This window comes from Mycolicibacterium vaccae NBRC 14118 = CIP 105934 (genome assembly GCF_001552715.1).
Classification (GTDB): Bacteria; Actinomycetota; Actinomycetes; order Mycobacteriales; family Mycobacteriaceae; genus Mycobacterium; species Mycobacterium vaccae.
This window is the reverse complement of record NZ_BCRS01000026.1, coordinates 1-21,532: the sequence shown is the minus strand read 5'-3', so window position 1 is coordinate 21,532 and position 21,532 is coordinate 1. Positions and strand designations below refer to the sequence as shown.

General features: G+C 68.5%; 20 protein-coding genes. 10 read left to right on the top strand and 10 right to left on the bottom strand.

Features of this window, described 5'->3' with window-relative positions:
- Positions 1-4: 4 nt before the first annotated feature.
- The gene (locus MVA01S_RS07615; RefSeq protein WP_003928834.1) at positions 5-2,161 is read right to left on the bottom strand and encodes an Rv1355c family protein; all 2,157 of its coding nucleotides are present in this window, start codon (positions 2,159-2,161) and stop codon (positions 5-7) included.
- Positions 2,158-2,907 carry a hypothetical protein gene (locus MVA01S_RS07610; protein ID WP_003928833.1) on the bottom strand — a complete coding sequence of 250 codons (750 nt, stop codon included), beginning with the start codon at positions 2,905-2,907 and terminating at the stop codon, positions 2,158-2,160. The genes MVA01S_RS07615 and MVA01S_RS07610 overlap by 4 nt, the downstream gene beginning before the upstream one ends.
- 604 nt (positions 2,908-3,511) lie before the next feature.
- Here MVA01S_RS07610 and MVA01S_RS07605 point away from each other — a divergent pair.
- From MVA01S_RS07605 to MVA01S_RS07595, 3 genes are all read left to right on the top strand, one after another.
- The gene (locus MVA01S_RS07605; protein WP_003928832.1) at positions 3,512-3,964 is read left to right on the top strand and encodes a MaoC family dehydratase; all 453 of its coding nucleotides are present in this window, start codon (positions 3,512-3,514) and stop codon (positions 3,962-3,964) included.
- A 90-nt stretch (positions 3,965-4,054) separates the two neighbouring features.
- Positions 4,055-5,395 (top strand): flavin-containing monooxygenase, encoded by a 1,341-nt coding sequence (locus MVA01S_RS07600; protein ID WP_003928831.1) that lies wholly within the window; start codon positions 4,055-4,057, stop codon positions 5,393-5,395.
- A complete protein-coding gene (locus MVA01S_RS07595; protein WP_003928830.1) occupies positions 5,392-6,300 on the top strand; it encodes an alpha/beta hydrolase in 909 nt (302 codons plus the stop codon). The genes MVA01S_RS07600 and MVA01S_RS07595 overlap by 4 nt, the downstream gene beginning before the upstream one ends.
- On the opposite strand, the gene MVA01S_RS07590 is transcribed toward MVA01S_RS07595, so the two are convergent.
- Together MVA01S_RS07590 and MVA01S_RS07585 are read right to left on the bottom strand one after the other, a co-directional pair.
- Complete coding sequence (locus MVA01S_RS07590) at positions 6,271-7,092, bottom strand: mycofactocin-coupled SDR family oxidoreductase (protein ID WP_003928829.1); 822 nt, start codon at positions 7,090-7,092, stop codon at positions 6,271-6,273. The two genes, MVA01S_RS07595 and MVA01S_RS07590, sit on opposite strands and share 30 nt — an antisense overlap.
- Complete coding sequence (locus tag MVA01S_RS07585; RefSeq protein ID WP_003928828.1) at positions 7,089-8,264, bottom strand: acyl-CoA dehydrogenase family protein; 1,176 nt, start codon at positions 8,262-8,264, stop codon at positions 7,089-7,091. Before MVA01S_RS07585 ends, MVA01S_RS07590 begins: the two co-directional genes overlap by 4 nt.
- Before the next feature lie 137 nt (positions 8,265-8,401).
- Between MVA01S_RS07585 and fabG the strand changes: the two genes are divergently transcribed.
- From fabG to MVA01S_RS07560, 5 genes are all read left to right on the top strand, one after another.
- Positions 8,402-9,142: a 3-oxoacyl-ACP reductase FabG gene (gene fabG / locus MVA01S_RS07580; RefSeq protein ID WP_003928827.1), complete on the top strand. Its 741-nt coding sequence runs from the start codon at positions 8,402-8,404 to the stop codon at positions 9,140-9,142.
- Positions 9,142-10,356, top strand: a complete 1,215-nt coding sequence (locus MVA01S_RS07575) for an acetyl-CoA C-acetyltransferase (RefSeq protein WP_003928826.1) — start codon at positions 9,142-9,144, stop codon at positions 10,354-10,356. The genes fabG and MVA01S_RS07575 overlap by 1 nt, the downstream gene beginning before the upstream one ends.
- The gene (locus tag MVA01S_RS07570; RefSeq protein ID WP_003928825.1) at positions 10,353-11,546 is read left to right on the top strand and encodes an acyl-CoA dehydrogenase family protein; all 1,194 of its coding nucleotides are present in this window, start codon (positions 10,353-10,355) and stop codon (positions 11,544-11,546) included. Before MVA01S_RS07575 ends, MVA01S_RS07570 begins: the two co-directional genes overlap by 4 nt.
- Before the next feature lie 4 nt (positions 11,547-11,550).
- A complete protein-coding gene (locus MVA01S_RS07565; RefSeq protein WP_003928824.1) occupies positions 11,551-12,219 on the top strand; it encodes a GntR family transcriptional regulator in 669 nt (222 codons plus the stop codon).
- An 81-nt stretch (positions 12,220-12,300) separates the two neighbouring features.
- On the top strand, positions 12,301-13,485 hold the full coding sequence (locus MVA01S_RS07560; protein ID WP_003928823.1) for a CaiB/BaiF CoA transferase family protein: 1,185 nt from the start codon (positions 12,301-12,303) through the stop codon (positions 13,483-13,485).
- On the opposite strand, the gene MVA01S_RS07555 is transcribed toward MVA01S_RS07560, so the two are convergent.
- Genes MVA01S_RS07555 through MVA01S_RS07530 form a run of 6 tightly spaced genes read right to left on the bottom strand, consistent with a single transcriptional unit; the run spans position 13,462 to position 20,396 of the window.
- Positions 13,462-15,000, bottom strand: coding sequence for a class I adenylate-forming enzyme family protein (locus MVA01S_RS07555; protein WP_003928822.1), 1,539 nt, complete (start codon positions 14,998-15,000; stop codon positions 13,462-13,464). The two genes, MVA01S_RS07560 and MVA01S_RS07555, sit on opposite strands and share 24 nt — an antisense overlap.
- Positions 14,993-16,561: a class I adenylate-forming enzyme family protein gene (locus MVA01S_RS07550; protein ID WP_003928821.1), complete on the bottom strand. Its 1,569-nt coding sequence runs from the start codon at positions 16,559-16,561 to the stop codon at positions 14,993-14,995. The genes MVA01S_RS07555 and MVA01S_RS07550 overlap by 8 nt, the downstream gene beginning before the upstream one ends.
- On the bottom strand, positions 16,558-17,997 hold the full coding sequence (locus MVA01S_RS07545; RefSeq protein ID WP_003928820.1) for a class I adenylate-forming enzyme family protein: 1,440 nt from the start codon (positions 17,995-17,997) through the stop codon (positions 16,558-16,560). Before MVA01S_RS07545 ends, MVA01S_RS07550 begins: the two co-directional genes overlap by 4 nt.
- Entirely contained in the window at positions 17,997-18,776 is a 780-nt protein-coding gene (locus tag MVA01S_RS07540) for an enoyl-CoA hydratase/isomerase family protein (protein WP_003928819.1), read from the bottom strand. The genes MVA01S_RS07545 and MVA01S_RS07540 overlap by 1 nt, the downstream gene beginning before the upstream one ends.
- Entirely contained in the window at positions 18,773-19,585 is an 813-nt protein-coding gene (locus MVA01S_RS07535; RefSeq protein WP_003928818.1) for an enoyl-CoA hydratase/isomerase family protein, read from the bottom strand. Before MVA01S_RS07535 ends, MVA01S_RS07540 begins: the two co-directional genes overlap by 4 nt.
- A gap of 13 nt (positions 19,586-19,598) precedes the next feature.
- Entirely contained in the window at positions 19,599-20,396 is a 798-nt protein-coding gene (locus MVA01S_RS07530; RefSeq protein ID WP_086006010.1) for an enoyl-CoA hydratase/isomerase family protein, read from the bottom strand.
- Between the two features lie 108 nt (positions 20,397-20,504).
- On the opposite strand from MVA01S_RS07530, the gene MVA01S_RS07525 reads away from it, so the two are divergent.
- Together MVA01S_RS07525 and MVA01S_RS07520 are read left to right on the top strand one after the other, a co-directional pair.
- On the top strand, positions 20,505-21,287 hold the full coding sequence (locus tag MVA01S_RS07525) for a FadR/GntR family transcriptional regulator (RefSeq protein WP_040540215.1): 783 nt from the start codon (positions 20,505-20,507) through the stop codon (positions 21,285-21,287).
- A partial coding sequence (locus MVA01S_RS07520) for an enoyl-CoA hydratase/isomerase family protein (RefSeq protein ID WP_169801745.1) occupies positions 21,284-21,532 on the top strand: 249 nt, incomplete at its 3' end. The genes MVA01S_RS07525 and MVA01S_RS07520, both read left to right, overlap by 4 nt.

The window sequence follows — 21,532 nt, the reverse complement described above, 5'->3', positions numbered from 1 at the left end:
GCAGTCAGAATACGGGGGCGTCAGCAAAAGTGACGGGACGCCGTCTACTGCGCACCGACGCCGGTGGGGCGGAGGTGAGTCGCAGGATCAGGGCGGTCACCTCGCCGGGTTGCTCGGCTGTCAGGTGCCGGAACCGGGATTGCAGATCGCCGAGCTCGGTCGCGAAACGCGGTGAGAGCTCGTCGAGTTCGTCGCGATGCCGGGCGTAGAGGAAGACGGGGGAGATCGGCTGCACCGCCAGGCCGTGCTGCTGTGCGGCGATCCAGACGGCCTCGGACGCCGAACCGCCCCGCGCATAGCCGGTCAGCGACGGGTCGTCGGTCATCACCAGAGCGAGTGCGGAGCAGCCCGCGATGCGGGCCCGGGTGTCGGCGCCCAGCACCGCTCCCGCGTCCCACGCGTTGAGCAGCGCCATGACATCGGGTCTGCGCAGGATGTCGAGCGTCCCCAGTTCGGCGGCGCCCAGCTCCAGGCTTCGTACGTCGATCCCGAAATCGGGCAAATCGTCTCCCGGCCAACGCAGCTCCGAGGCCATGTCGGTGTGCAGGCGTGGCGTCAGATAGCGAATGCGGTCCGTATCGGCCAGCAGCGCGGCGATCCCGCTCAGCACGTCCCGGTCGGCGATCAGTTTGAGCCGGGACCCCTCCCGCTCGGCTGCCGTGCGCAGCGCGTCCATCACCGTAGCGTCGAGCGCCGAAGGCGTGCCGTGTCTGCGGTTGGTCTCGCGCGCCGACAGCGCCGGATACAGCGCGGCGAGCGCGTCATCGGTGCCCTCGGTGAGTTCGATCACAGCGGTCAGCGGCGCGGGCCCGTCCTCCCGGAACGTCACCGCACCGAGCCTCTGATGGGCGGCCGCGGCGACCCGCGCGTTGAACGCCGCCGCGCCGACCGCCACCGCGCTGCCGCGCAGGCCGACGTCGATCGTGGACTGGTACTGCGGGTCGAGCCGGATGGTTACCGCGTCCCGCGCCGTCTCGATGCTCCAGGGCTGCACATTGCCGCCCGACGGCGCGTGGTTGGCCGCCAAAGCCACTGCGTGAACCGCGTCCCGGACATCGGCGTCGGGTTCGGCCCCGGGCGGCGCCGGTTCCTCCTGCGGCGGCGAAGGCAGATGCAACGGGTCGGTCAGACCGTCCAGCGCCGCAGCTGTGTCGATCCGCACCCGCCCCGACGAAAGTGGTTCGCCCAGACCGATTCTGCGAATCGCCTCGGCAACCGCCGCGGCGCCGACGAGCACGTCGCCGACCAGTTGCGGCCATGTCGACAGGCTCTGCCCGACCTCGACCAGAGACGCGGCGCCGCGCGCGGACAGGTTGGCCCCGTCGACGAGCCGCAGCACGTGCGGGATTTTCTCTCTGCTGTCCAGACCGGCGAGCATCGCGGCGTCGACGTCACCGAGCAGGCCGTGGAAGATCGGCCGGTCGGGTTCGAGATCGAACCTCTCGACGTCGATCAGGCCGCGGTCGCTGGTGGCCATCAGCACCGGCTGCCGTCGTCGCCGCGCCGCCTCGCGGACGAGCGCTTTGACGTCGAGCGAGTCGCATTCCTCGACCACGATGTCGAGCCCGTCGAGGAACTCGGTGATCGTGTCCGGGGTAAGGCCCGATTCCACCACTCGCACGGTGATGTACGGATCGACCTCGGCGATCCTGCGCGCAGCGATGTGCGCCTTGTTCTCGCCGATGTCGAACACCGTCGCCGGCACCCGGTTCAGGTTCGACAACTCCAGTTCGTCGAAGTCGGCCAGGCGCACCTCGCCGCACATGCCCTGCATCGCCAACGTATGCGCCACCGCGTGGCCGACGCTGAGGCCGACCACCCCGATGCGCAGTGCGCCGAGCACCTCCTGTTCCTGCGCGGTGATCAGGTTGCGGTTGCGGTCCGAGCGCACCCGCGCGTAGCCGCGCGGACCGAGGACGCCGACGACGGTGCGTCGCCACGGGTAGTACGCCCAGCGCCGCGGCTCGTCGGTCAATTCGGGTGGCGGCGCCGGCAGTAGCCCGGCCAGCGTCTTGGCCTGTTCGGTGCTTCGGTCGACGAAGGTGATCGCCGGGTCCTCGCGCAGGGAGCGCAACGTTTCCCGGTCGGTCGGATCAGCAGGATCGAGGACCGTAGCGCCGGCGGCGTCATCTGGATGCGCACGAGAGTGCTCGAAGCTCACAACGCATTATCACGCAGCTCGTCAATTTGCCCGGCAACGACTCGCGAGCGTTCCATCGCCATGATCTCGCTGAAGATCTTCGACACCTGGGCGGGCTCGGCATGCTGGATGAACGTCCGGCGGTCCCACCACATCATCTTGGTGCGGTAGCGCGGGTCCGGGTAGGGGGTGGCGGGAATGGCCGCGACCACCCCGCCCGAGGATCGCCACTTGTCGAGCACGTGCGGCGCCGAGGTGGCCATGCAGAACTGGAGGTCCATCGCCGCCATCGCATGGAAGCCAGTGCGGGCCAGCGCGCGGGTCACCCCCTTGGTGCGGCTCGGATCGTCGGTCACGAACGCCGATTTCATCTCCAGGATGCCGAACGGCGCGCGGTCGTCGATCATCTTGCGCACCGCGGCCAGCCCCGGCTGGCCGTCCCACTCGACGACCGCGTGCGAGTCGTCGGCACCGGTGAGCGGGCCCTTGGCGCGCACGCCGCCGATCACCTGTCCTGACGTGTCGAGCGCTGCCCAGAACACCGCGGTGTCGTGTCCGTCGCTGATCTCGTCGACGTCGAGCGCCATCTCGACCCCGTGCTTGCGGTAGCTGCGTTCAGCGCCTCTGAGATACTTCATCCACAGGTCGGGGTCGAGGTTCGGCTGCGACATAACCAGAGTGCATTCCGCATCGGCGTCCCACCAGCTGTGGTTACCCGTGAGTTCGAAATCGTCGACACGCAGGGATTCGAGCGAAGCAATTGACACAGTCATTCCTTTCGAGGGCGTTGGCAACTTAGAAAAGCGATGGCACCGGCTGCCAACTTTCGGATCCGGTGCCACTCGTTATAGGGCGACACTAAGTATGTCGCTGCCGGTCACTCCATTTCTAGCTAGCCGGAGAATATTTTCTCCTTTTCGAATTGTGGACATCAAAAACCGTGATAGCGGATACCCGCGACCACGCTCAGGCAACAGAAATTCGGGAGCCTCCCGGTGGCGTCACCGTGACAATTCCGCCGTGGTGAACAGCCGCCGCCGCGCAAACTGTTCAGTCTGCGCGGCAGTCAGTTTCCAGCGATCCCGCAGCTAACTGTCGCCGGCGGTGCCGGCGCGCGGGCCGGTGCACATTCCCGCGAAGTTACGGGCCGGTGACATCGGAGCGGCGAGAAATGACATTGCAAACGCAAATTATTTGCTGAGCGGATGATGTGCAATGGCTGGCGTGGCTTCGCCGGAGGAGGGGTCTCAGGCGTCGCTATCGATCTCACTCAAGGCGTGGCGGGCCGGTTGTGGCACTGTGAATGCTGCAAACTCGCATGCGGCACAACCGGATGTCGTTGCCGGCGGCGCCCTGGTCAAAGGAGACAACGTGAAGAAGTTCAAAGATCTCGCCGAGTTCGTCGCTGCCGAGGGCACCCAGCTCGGGCCGACCGAGTGGCTGGAGATCACCCAGGACCGGGTTAACTTGTTCGCTGACGCCACCGATGACCACCAGTGGATTCACGTCGATCCCGAGCGGGCCGCCGCGGGCCCGTTCGGCGGCACGATCGCCCACGGGCTACTGACGCTGTCGCTGCTGCCGCACTTCACCCACCAGCTGTACTCGGTCGACAACGTCGCGATGGCGATCAACTACGGCTACAACAAGGTCCGTTTCATCACCCCGGTCAGGGTCGGCGCGAAGCTGCGCGCCCGCGCGGAGATCACCGCGGTGAACCGGCTGGAGAACGCGGTGCAGGCGACAGTGAGCACAACGGTGGAGATCGAGGGTTCGGACAAGCCGGCCGCGGTCGCCGAGTCGATCGTGCGCTTCATCGGCTGACGGCGCGGGTCCACGTCCCCGACGGGTGTCAGAAACCATTGACGTTCGTCAAAAACGTTCCTAGATTGCCAGGTGGCGCGAAGGAGCGACGTGGACCAGACACACCCCAGGGTTGCGGTGATCGGTGCGGGGATCAGCGGATTGACCGCAGGCAAGATGCTCAAGGACTACGGGGTCGACTACACGACGTTCGAGACCAGCGACCGCATCGGTGGCAACTGGGCGTTCGGCAATCCGAACGGCCACAGCAGCGCCTACCGGTCCCTGCACATCGACACCTCCAAGGACCGGCTGTCCTTCAAGGACTTCCCGATGCCTGAGCACTATCCGTCGTTTCCGCACCACACTCAGGTGAAGGCGTATCTCGACGCGTACGCCGAGGCGTTCGGGCTGCTCGAGAACATCGAGTTCGGCAACGGGGTGGTGCACGCGGCCCGGGACGGCGACGGTGGCTGGCGGATCCGGGACCAGGCCGGGGCCGAGCGTGGTTTCGACCTGCTCGTGGTCGCCAACGGCCACCACTGGGATCCGCGGCTGGCCGAGTTCCCCGGCACCTTCGACGGTGAGTCGATCCACTCGCACTCCTACATCGATCCCGGCACGCCGCTGGAGCTCACGGGCAAGCGGATCCTGGTGGTCGGAATCGGCAACAGTGCCGCCGACATCACCGTCGAGTTGTCATCGAAAGCGCTGCGCAACGAGGTGACGTTGTCCACCAGATCCTCGGCGTGGATCGTGCCCAAGTACATCGCGGGGCGCCCGGGAGACACGTTCTGGCGCACCTCGCCCTATCTCCCGTTGTCGTGGCAGCGCAAGGCCGTCCAGCTCGTGGCCCCGATGCTGGGCACCGACCCGACGATGTACGGGTTGCCGCCGGCCGACCACAAGTTGTTCGAGGCTCATCCGACGCAGTCGGTGGAACTACCGTTGCGGCTCGGCTCGGGCGACGTGACACCGAAGCCCAACGTCGCACGCCTCGACGGGCACACCGTCCATTTCGTCGACGGCACCCGCGCCGACTTCGACGTCATCATCTACGCGACCGGCTACAACATCACGTTCCCGTTCTTCGATCCCGAGTTCGTCAGTGCTCCGGACAACTACATCCGGCTCTACAAGCGGATGTTCAAGCCGGGCTTCGAGGACCTCGTTTTCATGGGCTTCGCGCAGGCGGTCCCCACGCTGTTCCCGTTCGTCGAGTGCCAGGCGCGGCTGCTGGCCGCCTATGCGGTCGGACGCTACGCGCTGCCGCCGGTAGACGAGATGGAGCGGACCATCGACGCCGATCAGCATTTGCACGCAGGCCACTGCACCGACCGGCCGCGGCACACCCAGCAGGTCGACTACTTCGTCTACGAACACGATCTGCTCAAGCGGGAGATCCCGGCCGGTATGACACGTGCGCGGCGCGGCGCGGCGGTGGCCCGGTGACCCGATCTGAGATCAGCTTCCCCAGCGGCGCCGACGCCTGCAGCGCATGGCACTTCGCGGCCGACGGTGACCTACGACCGGTCGTGGTGATGGCGCACGGGTTCGGTGGCACGAAGGACTCCGGGCTCGAACCGTTCGCCCGACACTTCGCCGCGGCGGGCATCGACGTGTTCGCGTTCGACTACCGGGGCTTCGGCGCATCGGGCGGCGTTCCCCGCCAATCTCTTTCGGTCACCCGGCAGATCGACGACTACCACGCGGCCGTCTCGGCCGCCAAGACCCTCGAGGGGGTCGATCCCACCCGGATCGCGCTGTGGGGAGCCTCGTTCTCCGGCGGACACGTGATCCGGGTGGCCGCCGAACGCGACGACATCGGTGCGGTCATCGCGTTGACGCCGCTGACGAGCGGCCTGGCGGTCAGCCGTGCCGCCGCGACGTCGCGGGATCTCGTGACGTCGCTGCGCTGGACGCTCACCGGGGTCAAGAGCCGACTGGCCGTACGCCGGGGCGGTGCGCCCACCCTGATGCCGCTGGTGTCCCCGGTCGGTGAGCCCGGCGCGCTCGCGCTCGACGGCGCCTACGAGAGTTACACCGCGCTGGCCGGCCCGACGTGGCGCAACGAGATCGACTGTGCCGTCGGCCTGGAGGTGGTCGGGGTGCGCACCACCGCGGCAGCCAAGAAGCTGCGCGTCCCGCTGCTGGTACAGATCGCCGACTTCGACCAGTACGTCCCGGCTTCGGCGGTCGCGGCGACGGCCGAAGCCGGCAGGGCGCAGGTGCACCACTACCCGTGCGACCATTTCGACGTCTGGCCCGGCAACGACTGGTTCGACAAGACCGTCGCCGACCAGACCGCATTCCTGGCCAGGACGTTCTCAGTAGTGCGTGGAGCCCTGGTCGACTGAGATCGCGCTCGCGGTGATGAATTTCGACTCGTCGCCGGCCAGCCAGCACACCGCGTCGGCGATGTCCTCCGGCTGCACGGCCCAGGTGGGCAGGAACGGCGTCATCATGTTCGACAGCTGGGGATTGGTCTCCATCGCCTTGCCCAGTGCGGTGACCATGTCGCCGGTGCCCATGTCGGTGAGCACGGGGCCCGGGTGCACACTGTTGACCCGGATCGAGTGCTTGCCCAGTTCGGCGGCGAACGCGCGGGCCATCCCGGTCACCGCGTGCTTGCTGGCGGTGTAGTGAATCATGAACGGCTGCAACTTGATCCCGGCCGCGGAGCTGATCAGGATGATCGATCCGCCGCGGCCGCCGTCGATGATCGCCTGCGCGCCGGCCATCACGGTGTTCCATGTGCCGGTCACGTTGATGTCCATCACGTCGCGGAAGTCCTCGGCGCTGATCTGGTCCCACGCCTGTGGTGCGGTCACGCCGGCGTTGGCCACGATCACGTCTAGCCGGCCCAGTTCGGCGACGCCCTTCTCGACGGCGGACCGCAGGGCTTCGCCGTCCCGGGTGTCGACCGCGGTCGCCAGGATGCGCCGCCCGGTCGCCTCGACGAGGCCGACGGTCTCGGCCAGGTCTTCGGGGGTCGCGTGATCGTAAGGGACGCAGGGCGGTAGCGGCCCTGCGATGTCGACCGCGATGATGTCGGCGCCTTCTCGGGCCATCCGCACCGCATGTGCGCGGCCCTGTCCGCGGGCCGCGCCGGTGATGAACGCGACGCGTCCCTCCAGTCTGCCGCTCATCGCGCGGTCTCCTTCTGGGCTGCTTTCACGAGTCCGCCGCCGATGATCAGCCGCTGGATCTCGCTGGTGCCCTCGTAGAGTCGCAGCAGGCGCACGTCGCGGTAGATCCGCTCGACGGGCACCTCGCGCATGTAGCCGCTGCCGCCGTGGATCTGCACCGCGAGATCGGCGACCTTGCCGGCCATCTCGGTGCAGAACAGCTTGGCCGCCGACGGCGCGAGTCTGCGGTCCTGGCCGGTGACCCACTGTCGTGCCGTGTCGCGCACCAGCGCGCGACCGGCCATCACCCCCGTCTGCTGGTCGGCGAGCATCGCCTGCACCAACTGGAATTCGCCGATAGGGGTGCCGCCCTGGGTCGCGGTCGCCGCGTAGGCCACCGACTCGTCGAGTGCGCGCTGCGCCGCTCCCACGGCCAGCGCGGCGATGTGCACCCGGCCGCGCGCCAGCGACGTCATCGCCGCGCGGTAGCCGATGTCCTCACTGCCGCCGACCAGCGCGGTGTCCGGCACCCGCACGTCGGTGAAGCTGACGTCGGCGGTCCAGGCACCTTCCTGGCCCATCTTCTTGTCCTTGGCGCCGACCGCCACGCCGGGAGTGCCGGCGGGCACGAGGAAGACCGCGATCCCGGCGCCCTTGTCGTCGGCGGGCCTGCTCCTGGCGAACGTGACGAACAGGTCCGCATTCGGGGCGTTGGTGATGAATCGCTTCTCGCCGTTGAGGATCCAGTCATCTCCGGAGCGCACGGCCTTGGTGCGCAGGCCGGACGGGTTGGAGCCGGCTCCCGGTTCGGTGAGCGCGAACGACGCGACGACGTCACCGGAGGCGATCCGTTCCAGCCACGTCGACTTCTGCTCGTCGGTGCCGTACCCGACCAGTACCTGGCCGGCGATGCCGTTGTTCGTCCCGAACATCGACCGCAGCGCCAGCGAGGTGTAGCCCAGTTCCATGGCGAGCTCGACGTCCTGGCTCAGATCCAGCCCGAGGCCGCCCCACTCCTGGGGGATCGCATAGCCGAACAGCCCCATGGATTTCGCGGTCTCGCGCAGATCGTCGGGCACCCGGTCCTCGGTGAGGATCTCCTGCTCACGCGGTACCACCGCGGTGCGGACGAACTGGCGGGTCTGCGCCAGGATCTGCTGGAAGTCGTCGTCGCCGACTTCGGATGTGGTCATCGTCAGATGCTCCTGGATGGGGTTCGCGGCGGTGCCGCACGAAGCGTGGGGGCCCGATCGGCCAATATCGTATATGAAATATGATGCGCTGAATGATCCGGTCGGATCTCCCTACGTGCGTGAGGACGGGTGAACAGGTGTCGTTGCTGACAGGTCAAATCGCGGTGATCACCGGCGGGGCGCAGGGGCTGGGTTTCGCCATCGCGCAACGGTTCGTCGACCAGGGCGCGCGAGTCGTGCTCGGCGACGTGAACATCGACGCCACCCGGGCCGCCGCCGATAAACTCGGCGGCCAGGACGTGGCCCGCGCCGTCCGTTGTGACGTCACCGATTCGGCCGAGGTGGACGCGCTGGTCGCGGCCGCGGTCGACGGCTTCGGCGCGCTCGACATCATGGTCAACAACGCGGGCATCACGCGCGACGCGACGATGCGCAAGATGACCGAGGATCAGTTCGACCAGGTGATCGCCGTTCACCTGAAGGGCACCTGGAACGGTCTGCGGGCGGCCGCTGCGGTGATGCGGGAGCAGAAGAGCGGCGCGATCGTGAACATGTCGTCGATCTCGGGCAAGGTCGGCATGATCGGGCAGACGAACTACTCGGCGGCCAAGGCCGGCATCGTCGGCATGACCAAGGCCGCGTCGAAGGAGCTCGCCTACCTCGGGGTGCGGGTCAACGCCATCCAGCCGGGGCTCATCCGTTCGGCGATGACCGAGGCCATGCCGCAACGCATCTGGGACTCGAAGGTGGCCGAGGTGCCGCTGGGACGCGCCGGCGAGCCGGAAGAGGTCGCCGACGTCGCGCTGTTCCTGGCCTCGAAACTGTCGTCGTACATGACCGGCACCGTCCTGGAGGTCACGGGCGGACGGCATCTGTGATGCGCGAGGTCGTCATCTGTGAACCCGTGCGCACGCCGATCGGGCGCTACAACGGGATGTTCACGTCGCTGACCGCCGTCGAACTCGGGGTGGCCGCGCTCCAGGGCCTGCTCGCGCGCACCGGGGTGGCACCCGAGGCCGTCGAGGACGTCATCGTCGGGCACTGCTACCCGAGCATGGAGGCACCCGCGATCGGTCGGGTCATCGCGCTGGACGCGGGCCTGCCGGTGACGGTGCCGGGCATGCAGATCGACCGCCGCTGCGGCTCCGGGCTGCAGGCCGTGATCCAGGCGGTCATGCAGGTGGCAAGCGGCAACAACGATCTCGTCGTGGCCGGCGGTGCCGAGTCGATGAGCAACGTGGTGTTCCACTCGACCGACATGCGCTGGGGCGGGGCGCGCACCGGCATCACCGTGCACGACGCACTGGCCCGCGGCCGCACCACGGCCGGCGGTAAGAACTACCCGGTGCCGGGAGGCATGCTGGAGACCGCCGAGAACCTGCGTCGCGAGTACGGGATTCCCCGCGAAGAGCAGGACGAGTTGGCGGTGCGATCCCATCAGCGTGCCGTCGCGGCGCAGAAGGACGGCCTGCTGGCCGAGACGATCATCCCGGTGACGGTCACCAGCCGGTCCGGCGACGAGGTGATCGACACCGACGAGCATCCGCGCGCCGACACCTCGGTGGAGTCGCTGGCCAAGCTCAAACCGGTTCTCGGCAAGTCGGATCCGGATGCCACGGTGACCGCCGGGAACTCCAGCGGCCAGAACGACGCCGCGTCGATGTGCCTGGTGACCACCCGCGAGAAGGCCGTCGCCCTTGGACTGCGGCCACTCGTGCGGATGGTGTCGTGGGGCGTCGCCGGGGTCGCTCCCCACGTGATGGGCATCGGCCCCGTTCCGGCCACCGAGGTTGCGCTGGCCAAAGCCGGCCTCAGCCTGGCCGACATGGATCTGATCGAGCTCAACGAGGCCTTCGCCGCCCAGGCGCTGGCCTGCATGCGGGAATGGAAGTTCACCGCAGCGGATCTGGAGCGCACGAACGTGCACGGTTCGGGAATCTCGCTCGGCCATCCGGTGGGCGCCACCGGCGGCCGGATGCTGGCCACGCTGGCGCGCGAGCTGGACCGCCGGGACGGTCGTTACGGCCTGGAGACGATGTGCATCGGTGGCGGCCAGGGACTGGCCGCCGTCTTCGAAAGGGTGGCGCAATGACCAAACTCGCCCAGACACTCGGCCTGACCGAGTTCCAGACCGAGATCGTCTCGACGGTAAGGCAGTTCGTCGACAAGGAAGTCATCCCCACTGCGCAGGAACTCGAGCACGCCGACACCTACCCGCAGGCGATCGTCGACGCCATGCGCGAGATGGGCCTGTTCGGCCTGATGATCCCCGAGGAGTACGGCGGGCTGGGGGAGTCGCTGCTGACCTACGCCCTGTGCGTGGAGGAACTGGCGCGCGGCTGGATGAGCGTGTCCGGGGTGATCAACACCCATTTCATCGTCGCGTACATGATCCGCCAGCACGGCACCGACGCGCAGAAGAGCTACTACCTGCCGAAGATGGCCACCGGCGAGACCCGCGGTGCGTTCTCGATGTCCGAACCCGAGCTCGGCAGTGACGTGGCGGCGATCCGCACCAGGGCCAAGGACAACGGCGACGGCACCTACACCATCGACGGGCAGAAGATGTGGCTGACCAACGGTGGCAGTTCCACTCTGGTGGCCACGCTCGTGCGCACCGATGAGGGCGCCGACAAGCCGCACCGCAACCTGACCGCGTTCCTGGTCGAGAAGCCCTCGGGTTTCGGCGAAGTCGTGCCCGGGCTGACCATCCCCGGCAAGCTCGACAAGCTGGGGTACAAGGGCATCGACACCACCGAGCTGATCTTCGACGGGTACCGCGCGCAGGCGACCGACATCCTCGGTGAGGCGCCCGGTCAGGGGTTCTTCCAGATGATGGACGGTGTCGAGGTGGGCCGGGTCAACGTCTCCGCGCGTGCCTGCGGTGTCGGCATCCGCGCGTTCGAGCTCGCCGTACGCTACGCCCAGCAGCGCAGCACGTTCGGCAAGCCCATCGCCGATCACCAGGCCATCGCGTTCCAATTGGCCGAGATGGCGACCAAAGTCGAGGCCGCCCACCTGATGATGGTCAACGCCGCCCGGCTCAAGGACTCCGGCGAGCGCAACGACGTGGCCGCGGGTATGGCGAAGTACTTCGCCAGTGAGGTGTGCGCCGAGGTCACCCAGCAGAGCTTCCGCATCCACGGCGGCTACGGCTACTCCAAGGAATACGAGATCGAGCGCCTGATGCGCGACGCGCCGTTCCTGCTGATCGGTGAGGGCACCAGCGAGATCCAGAAGAACATCATCAGCAAGCGGCTGCTGGCCGACTACCGGGTCTAGACCGGTGAGCATCCCCGATTTCGCGGCCAGGCCGCAGCTGGCCGAAGACGTGGCGCGGTTCGTGCGGCGGCGCATCTTCGAAGGCACCTATCCGGCGGGCAGCTACATCCGGCTCGAACAGCTGGCCGCCGAACTGGGTATCAGCGTCACCCCGGTGCGGGAGGCGCTGTTCGGGTTGCGTGCCGAGGGTCTGCTGGCCCAGCAGCCGCGCCGGGGATTCGTCGTGCTGCCGATCACCAAGCGGGACATCGCCGACGTCGCCGATGTGCAGGCGCACATCGGCGGCGTATTGGCCAGCCGCGCCGCCGAACTCATCACCGACGAGCAGCTCGCGGAGCTCGACCGGGTGCAGGGCCAGCTCGAAGCGGCCTACCACGCCGACGATCACGAAGCCGCGGTGCGCCTCAACCACGCGTTCCACCGCGGGGTGAACGTCGCGGCCGGCTCACCGAAGCTGGCACAGCTGATGGGCCAGATCACCCGGTTCGCGCTGGAATCGGTCTATCCCACCGTCGAAGGCTGGCCCGAGCATTCGATGCGCGACCACCGGGTGCTTCTCGATGCGTTGCGCAAGCGCGACGGTGACGCCGCCCGCGAGGCGATGTCGGAGCACCTGTGCGCCGCCGCCGGGCCCCTGATCGACCATCTGGCCGGGCGGGGCGTGATCGGATGATCCGCGAGCAGACCCAAACTCGCACGCTTTGGCGCTGAACCGTGCGAGTTTGGGTCTGCTCGCGATAGAGGGAGGTACGGCATGGGGGTCCTCGACGGAGTCCGCGTGCTCGACTACGGCCGGTTCATCGCCGCGCCGTGGTGCGCGGCGCTGCTGGCCGACATGGGTGCGGACGTCGTGCGCGTCGAGAAGCGCGAGGGCGGGGAGGACCGCTGGGTCCAGTCGGTGACCGACAGCGGCGAGGGCGGGACCTTCCTGCAGTGCAACCGCAACAAGCGGTCGCTGACGCTGGACACCTCGACCGCCGAGGGCCAAGAGGTCAGCCGCAGGCTCGTCGAGCGCGCGGACATCGTGGTGGCGAACATGCCCGCGGCGGGAATGCGGGCCAACGGTCTGGACTACGAGACGCTGCGGGCGATCAAACCGGACATCATCCTGGCCAGCGCGACGGCTTTCGGCGAGGGCGGTCCGTACAGCGAACGGATCGGTTTCGACGGCGCGGGGCAGGTGATGTCGGGTGCGGTGTCCCGCCAGGGTCTGCCCGAGCAGCCGATCCGAACCATGGTGCCGTACGCGGATTTCGGCACTGCACTGACGCTGACCATCGGGGTGATGATGGCGCTGTATCACCGTGAGCGGACCGGCCAGGGTCAGCACGTCGAAGGCGCGTTGTTGCCGACGGCGATGATGCTGTCCAACGCCTTCCTGATCGAGCGTGACCTGCTGGGCGTCGACAAACCGCGCATGGGTAACCAGGGCGCGTCGGTGGCGCCCTGCGATCTGTACCGCACCAGCGACGACGACTGGGTGCTGCTGCAGGTCGCCGGACAGCCGATGTTCAAACGGTGGTGCCGACTCGTCGGGCGACCGGACCTGTTCGACGATCCGCGGTTCGCCGACGACGATGCGCGCTGGAAACACGGTGACGAACTCAACGCCATCATGGCCGCCTGGTGTGCCGAGCGGACCAAAGCCGATGCGCTCGCCGAGCTTGAGGCAGCGAAACTGCCCGCGGCGCCGATGCTTTCCACTCAAGAGGTGCTCGACGATCCGCACGTGCAGGCGATGGGGTACCTGCAGCGGGTGCCGTTTCCCGGCACGGCCAAGGACGTCCCGATCATCGAGACGCCGTTCCGCATGTCCGCCACCCCCGGGGAGATCCGGACCCGGCCGCCGCTGCTCGGAGAGCACACCGATGCCGTGCTGGCCGAGATCGGCTACGGCGCCGCCGAGGTCACCGGGCTACGGGACCGCGGGATCGTCTGACCTTCCCGTCTCCATGAGTCTGGCACGCAGCGCGGCGACGTCCACCTTCCCGGTCGCGCCGCGCGGGAGGTCGTCGATGTCGGCGACGACCGCCCAGACCGTGGGGACCTTGAAGCTGCTCAGCAGCTCCCGCGCCGCCGACCGCAGCTCTGCGATCCCGACGTCACCGGCGATCATGGCACCCACCTGTGGTCCCTGTGGCCCTGGGACGTCGGTGACGGCGACGGCCTCCACGCCGGCGATGCAGCGGAGGGCGTCCTCGACCTCGCCGGGGTAGACCGTGGCACCGCTGACCTTGAACATGTCGTCGGATCTGCCGTGGTAGAACAGGAACCCGTCGTCGTCGAGGTGTCCCAGATCGCCGGTCGGATAGAACTGGTCGGCGGTGAACACCTCGTGGCGGGCCCGGCCCAGGATGCCGCGCAGCACGTGGGGTCCGCGGATCTGGATCTCTCCGACATCGCCGGTCGCCACCGGTGCCCCCGTGTCCGGGTCGGTGATGCGCACCTCCATGCCCGGGAACGGTTTTCCGCAACTGCCCCACGCCGAGCGCGGCATGTCGGTGTCCGCGGCGAACCCGCAGTACGGCCCGAACGACTCGGTCATGCCGAACAGGTTGGCGCGGGCGCCTTTCGGGCTGCGGAGGTGCTCGGGCAACAGCGCCTCCAGGCTTCCGGGCCGCAGTGCCGACAGGTCGGCGCCCACCGCATCCAGCCGAGCGGCCAGTGCCTCGGCCTGACTGGGCCATCCGCGGAACAACGTGACCCGCTCGCGCTGCACCAGCCGCAGCGTCGACTCCGGCGTCGGGATCGGTTCTGTCACCAGCGTGGCGCCGCTGACCAGCGCCGTGAGCGCACCGGCGCCGAACCCGCCGACCCAGAACAGCGGCATGGGCAGATAGAGCCGGGACTCGGCGGTGACGCACCGCGCGGCCAGCCCCGAGCGGACGGCGCCCAGCGCGCTGCCGTGGCTGTGCAGCACGCCTTTCGGTGCGCCGCGGCTGCCGGACGTGAACATGATCACCAGGTCCGCACCGGGCCGCACATCGGCGGTCACCGCGTCCACGACGGCGTCGCCGACCGCGGCCCCGGGCAGAGACAGCGCCTGCTCTGCGGGCCACACACTGCGCAGCGCCGGGAGCTGCGTCCGGAGCGCGTCCACGGTCTGCCGGTAGCGGTGACCGCGGAACTCGTCGACGGTGATCAGGTGCTGCACCGACGCGGTACGCAGCTGTGCCAGCAGTTCGCGCGGGGCGAGCAGCGTGCTCAGCGGCACCAGCACGGCACCCAGACGGGTGGCGGCGAACGCGAGCCGGATCCAGTCGACTCCGTTGGGCATCAACAGCCCGACCCGGGCGCCCCGGTGCACCCCGGCCTGCAGCAGGCCCGCCACGACCGCGCGGGTGGACAGCTCGAGTTCGCCGAATGTCACCCGGTTGCCGGGGTCCACGACCGCGGCGGTGTCGCCGCGGTGCCGTGCCTGCCGGCGCAGCGCGGCGTCGACCGTGTCAGTCATCGAAGAGCGCCTTCAACGCGGGCAGGTCGGGCTTGCCGCTGGACATCAGTGGGACTTCGTCGCGGCGGCAGACCTTGAACCGCCGCGGAATCTTGTAGGACGAGAGTTCCTGACGCAGCGCCGAACGCACCGCATCGACGTCCAGCTCCGGGACGGCGGCGAAAGCCATTAGGGCGGCAACGATTTCACCGCGCCGCGGATCAGGCAGCCCGACGACGTGTACAGCGCCCGGGTGGCCCGCCGCGATCAGGACACGGGTGAGCGCGGCCTCGACCTCACCGGGGGTGACGTTGGCGCCTGCGGTCTTGATCATCGCGCCCGCCCTGGCGACGAAGTACACGAACCCGTCCTCGTCGCTCCGGACCAGATCGCCGGTACGGAACCAGCCGTCGGCGTCGAAACAGTCCTCGCGGCTGCGCCCGTGGTACTGCACCATCAGAGGCGGCCCGCGTAACCACAGCTCACCGATCTGGCCGACCTCGACCGGCGCGGCGGTGTCGGGGTCGACGATGCGCGTCTCGAAGCCGGGTGCGGGTGTCCCGAACGAGCCGCGGCGATGCTCGGGTTGATCGGTTTCGTCGCCGCTGAGCAGGACCACGCTGCCGGCCTCGGTCATGCCGAGCATGCCGTGCCGCAGCGCCGGATCGACCGGTCGGGTGTGTGCGGCCATGATCGGGTAGAGGTTGCCCCGTGTCGCGGTGAAGACGCGCCGCGGATAGCTCGGATGCTCGGCGAGGTGAGCCACCGCTGCCGCGAAACCATTGGTCACGGTGGGCTTCTCGGCGTCGATCAGGTCGAGGGTGGACCCGGCGTCCTCGGCGGTCGAGCAGACCAGCGTGGCACCGGCGATCACCGTCGCCAACAACCCGAACGCGAAGCCACCGATCCAGAAGAACGGCGAGTTGCAGAACAACACGTCGCCGGCGTGCAGGCCCCGGATGGCGTTGAGGTTGCGCTGGTGCGTGACCAACCCGCCGTGGGTGTGGACAGCGCCCTTGGGTGGGCCGGTGGATCCGGAGGTGTAGATGATCGCCAGCCGGTCGCCGGCGTCGACGTCGTCCTCGACAAGTGTGAGCCGACGCTCGTCGGTGTCCGGCGCGGCGAGGTCGGACCCGACGATCACGCGGCGAAGGACAGGCGCCGCGGTGACGAACAAGGCAGCGGTGCCGTCGAGGTCCGACACGGTGATCTCCAGTGCGGCGGCGATCCGTGCCGGATAGTCGTGGTCACGGAACCGGCGGGCCGTCAACAGGATCGACACCGCGGCGGCCCGAAGTTGGTCGCGCAGTTCGGAGGTGCTGACGAACGTCGAGAACGGCACGACGACCGCTCCGATCCGGGCGGCGGCCAGCATCGCGACCACGAACTCGCTGCCATTGGGGTAGAACACGCCGACGTGGGTGCCCTTGCCCGCGCCGAGGTCGACCAGGCGACGGGCCAGATGCGACGAACGGACGTCGGCGCCGCCGTAGGTGAGCCGGTCGTCGTCGCAGACCAGGAGGGGCTTGTCACCGAGGCAGCGCTGCTCGCGCAGCACGTCGACGACGGTGGGAGCGGTCATACCTGTGCGAGGAGCGAGCGGACCGCGGGCAGGTCCGGCTTTCCGGAGGGCGTGCGCGGGATCGCGTCGACGACCACGATTTCGGTCGGGATCTCATAGCGCGCCAGGCGGGAACCGAGGAACTCGATGATCTCGCCGGGATCGGCGTCGGCGCGTAACTCCACCACAGCGACCGGTGTCTGTCCGAGGCGGGGATCGGGCGCGCCGATCACGGCGGCCCCGGCCACCGCGGGGTGGCTCTCCAGCGCGGCCCGCACGTCGTCGGGCAGCACCTTGAAACCCCCTCGGATGATCGCTTGGTCGGCGCGGCCGAGGATCCACAGGAAGCCGTCGGCGTCGATGCGGGCCAGGTCGGTGGTGCGGATCCAGTCGGTGCCCGGGCCGAGCTGGGACGGCTTGACCTCCAACAGACCGGGTGTGTCCGGTCCCAGCGGCTGTCCGGCATCGTCGACCACCCGCAGCTGCGCGCCGGGGTTGGCGCGGCCCACGCTGCCCCGCTTCGCGTGCCAGTGTCTGCGGTGGTCAGCCAGGGTCCAGCCGGCCGCCCCGCCGCCGAACTCCGTCGCGGCGTAGGAGGTCAGCACCGGGATGCCGAACTTCTCGGTGAACGCGTCGGCGTCGTCGGCCGACAGCGGCGCCGTCCCCGACGTCACCGCCACGACGCCCGCGAGGTCGTCGCGGGTCAGGTCGGAGTGCAGCACCATGCGCAGTGCGGTGGGCACCAGCGACACCGCGCGTGGCCGGTGTTCACGCACCGCCCGGGCCCACTGGTCGAGATCGAAACGGCGGAGCAGCACGAACCGTCGTGCTTCCACGACGCACAACAGAATGCGGTACACCCCGCCCACGTGCACCAGCGGTGAGTTGACGATCGCCGGTGCGCGGCGCAACTCCGTCGGTGGAGCTGACTTTTCCGGGTCGCCTCCGATCACGCTGCGCGCGAGCATGTCGTAGGTGAGGTCGACCCGTTTGGGTGGTCCGGTGGTGCCGCTGGTCAGCATCCACACCGCCACGCCCGGCCGGCCGGCATCGGTGCCGGTCGTGCCGGGGGTGATCACCGGCGGCCTGTGCAGATCGCTGATCGCCACGGTGGTCGCGGTGGTCTGCGCCGCCAGCGCGTCGAGGTCGTCGGCCAGGCCCACGAGCACCGGCAGCTGCAGCGCGGCGATGTCGGCGCGGGTGCGCTCGTCGCCGCGAGCCGGGTTGATGACCACGACGGTGCCGCCGGCGACCAGCACGCCGAGCAACGCGGCGACATGGGCCGGCTCGTTGCGCAGCATGATGCCGACCCGGCCGGTGCCCCCGGCCGCACCGACCTGCCGCGCCGACGTCGCCAGCTGTCCCCAGGTGAACCACTCACCTTCGAATTGCAGTGCGGGCGCGGCAGGGTCGAGGTCGAAGACGTCAGCGATGCGCTGTGAGAGTGGGCCGGTCATCACCGGATCCGGGGCGGAGTCTTCGGAATGGGGCGCTGCGCGAGTTCGTCTTTGGCGATCGGGTTGCCGAGCCGGGTGTAGATCAGGCCCTGGTCCATCGCGGCCCGGTACGGCTTGTCGAGTGACTCCCAGATGGCTTTGACCGTGCCCTGGGTGGCGGTGGGGGGTTTGGTGGCGACAGTCGCGGCGATCTCGCGTGCCCGGTCCCACAGCTCGGCCTCGGCGACCACTTCGGTGACCAGTCCGATCTGTAGCGCGGTCTGGGCGCTGACGCGTTCGTCGTTACCCATCAACGCCATTCGCAGTGTGTCGCCCAGGCCGACACGACGCATCAACCCGACCGGTTCGAGTGCCGAGACCAGTCCCGCGCTGACATGGGAGTCGAAGAACGTCGCGCCCTGCGCGCAGATCACGATGTCGGCCTCGTTGACGAAGTACAGGGCGCCGGCGGTGCACATCCCCTGGACCGCGCATACCACGGGTTTCCACATCTTCTGCCACTTCGGGCTGAGCAGTTCACCGGGATCTTCGTGGTTCCACACGATATCGGGTTGGCCGTACCGCGATTTCACGTCCAGTCCCGCGCTGAAGGCCCGTTCGCCGGCGGCGCGCAGGACGACGGCGTTGATGTCCTCGTCGGCCTTGATGATCTGCCAGACCGTGCGCATCTCCTCACACATGGTGCGGTTGAAGGAGTTCAGCGCCTCGGGCCGGTTCAAGGTCACCGTCGCGACGCGGATGTCGTGGTCGAGGTCGAGCAGGATGGTGTCGAACATCATCGGCACTGCCAGTCCGGGGTGCGCTTCTCGACGAACGCGCGCGGGCCTTCCTGGGCGTCCTCGGTGCGCACCACCCGCTCGCGGAACGTCTCGGCGAGGATCTCGCCCTCCAGCAGGGGCAGATCCAGGGTCTTGTGAATGGCCAGCCGGGTGCCGCGCACCGCCAGCGGGGCGTTGGAGTTCACGATGTCGGCGATCTCGTGGGCGCGCGCCAGCAGGTTGTCGTGCGGAACCACCTCGGTGATCATGCCGAGCTCGTACGCCCGGTCGGCGCTCATCCGTTCGTGCTTGCCGGTCAACGCCATGCGCAGTGCCACCGACCGGGGCAGCACCCGCGCCAGCCGCACCATCTCACGGGCGGCGACCAGACCGATGCTGACGTGCGGATCGAAAAAGGTGGCCTTGTCGGAGGCGATCACGATGTCCCCGGTGGTCACCCAGTCGAGCCCGGCGCCGCAACAGATCCCGTTGATCGCGGCAAGGATGGGCTTGGCCATCCTGCGGAACGGCGGAGTGCCTTCCTGGGGCGCCTCCCACTGGTCGTAGGTCGACAGGTAGGGCCGTTCGTAGAGGACCTTGCCGTCGTCGGGGATCTCCTTGACGTCGGCGCCGGTGCAGAATGCCCGTCCGGTGCCGGTGACGATCATCAGCCAGATGTCGTCGTCGTTCTCGGCTTCGTCATAAGCGGCGCGCAATTCGGTGATCATGTGCGGCGACAACGCGTTGAGCGCCTCTGGCCGGTTCAAGGTGATGGTGGCCTTGTGACCGTCGACCTCATAGCCGATCGTGTCGTAGCTGGGGGAGCTCACGTGCCTTCTTTCCTCATCTGCCTTCGAAGTCGGGGGCGCGACGGGCCCGGAACGCCGCCAGACCCTCCTTGAAATCAGCGGTCCTGCAGGACAGTTCCAAGCTGGATAGTTCGTGAGCCATCGACTGGGGCAGGGTCGCGTGCAGTCCGAAGTGGATGGCCTGTTTGGCCAGACCGATCGCGACGGTCGGTCCCGCAGCCAGGCGTGTCGCCAATTCGTCGGCTGCCGAATCGATCTCGGCGTCCGGCACACTCTGATGGATCAGCCCCCAGTCGGCCGCGTCGGCGCCGGTCACCTTCTCGCCGAGCAGCAGCATGCGTTTGGCGCGCGCCACCCCCGCGAGGCGGGGGAGCAACCAGGTCGAGCCGGAGTCCGGGCTGAAGCCGCGGTCGACGAACGGCTCCCACAGGGTCGCGTCAGGGGTGGCGAGGGTGAAATCAGCGGCCAGTGCCAGGTTGGCGCCGAGCCCGACGGCCCAGCCGCGCACCGTGCAGACCACCGGCAGCTGGACGGTGGCGAGCAGTTCCACGACGCGGTTCGCCGCATGGGGGATGCGTCGGACCAGGTTGCCCGGCCGCGGCTTGCGGTCGCTGTTGTTGGTGGTCACCCAGTCCGCGCCGGCGCAGAAGTCCCCGCCGCTGCCGGTCAGATGGATCGCGCGCACCGCATCGTCGGAGGCGGCAGCGGTCAGAATGCCGACGAGTTCGTCGATCATCTTATGGCTCAACGAATTCCGCCGTGCCGGACGGTCCAGGGTGATCCGCAGGACGGAATCGTTGCGGGTCTGTCGCACCGCGCCTTCCTCCGGCACCGTCCCACCTTTCGAGCGGCTATACAGATAGCCATACAGTTAGTGCTTCGATTACTATCCTGTACAACTTAGCAAGGAAAGGCTGTCTCGGGAACAGTGTCGTCTCAGCTGCCAGCGCCGCGCATCCGCCAGCCACGGGTTGCCGAACTCGTGGCGTCCCGGCTGCGCGACGACATCCTGACCGGTCGCCTCACCGAGGGTGATGTGCTGCCGTCGCAGGAAGCCTTGTTCGCCCAATTCGGGGTGAGCCCGCCGGCGGTGCGCGAGGCGATGCACATCCTGGAATCGGACGGGCTGATCTCGGTGCGCCGGGGCAATGTCGGGGGAGCGGTGGTGCATCTGCCGTCCGCCGAACGCACCGCGCAGATGATCGGCATGGTGCTGCAGACCCGCGCGGCCACCCCGGCCGACGTCAGCGAGGCACTGCTGCATCTCGAGCCGATCTGTGCGGGCATGTGTGCGGCCCGTGAGGACCGGATGACCGAGGTGGTGCCGTACCTGCAGGCCGCGGTCGATCTTCAGGTCGAGCAGTTCGACACGTCGTCGCATTATGTGCCGAACGCCCGCAGGTTTCACGAGGCCATCGTGCGGCGGTGCGGCAACGAGCCCATGATCCTGGTGATCGGCGCGCTCGAGGTGATCTGGTCGGCGCACGAGTCTGCGGTGTGGAGCGACGAGTGCAGCCCCGCGGATCCGATGCGACCGCCCACCATGCGGGCCGCGCTGCGCGACCACAACCGGTTGCTCGAGGCCATCGCCGAGGGTGATTCGCCGCGTGCGGTGCGCCTGGCCGGGCAGCACCTGGCGGCGGCCCGACGCGACACGCTGGCCGCAGCGTCGAGCAGAACCATTGAGGCAAGACTGATTTCGAACGGACAGGACTGGACATGACCACCGCCGCCGATGACCGCGTGCTCTTCGACGTCGACCGCGACAAGCGGATCGCGACCATCACACTGAACAATCCGGCCCGGCGAAACTCCTATGACGCCGCCATGCGGGAGCAGTTGGCCCGCTATCTCGACCAGGTGGCCGAAGACGACGACCTGACCGTCGTGCTGCTGCGCGGCGCCGAAGGCGTGTTCAGCACGGGTGCGGATATGAACAACGCGTACGGCTGGTACGGCGGCGGCGGC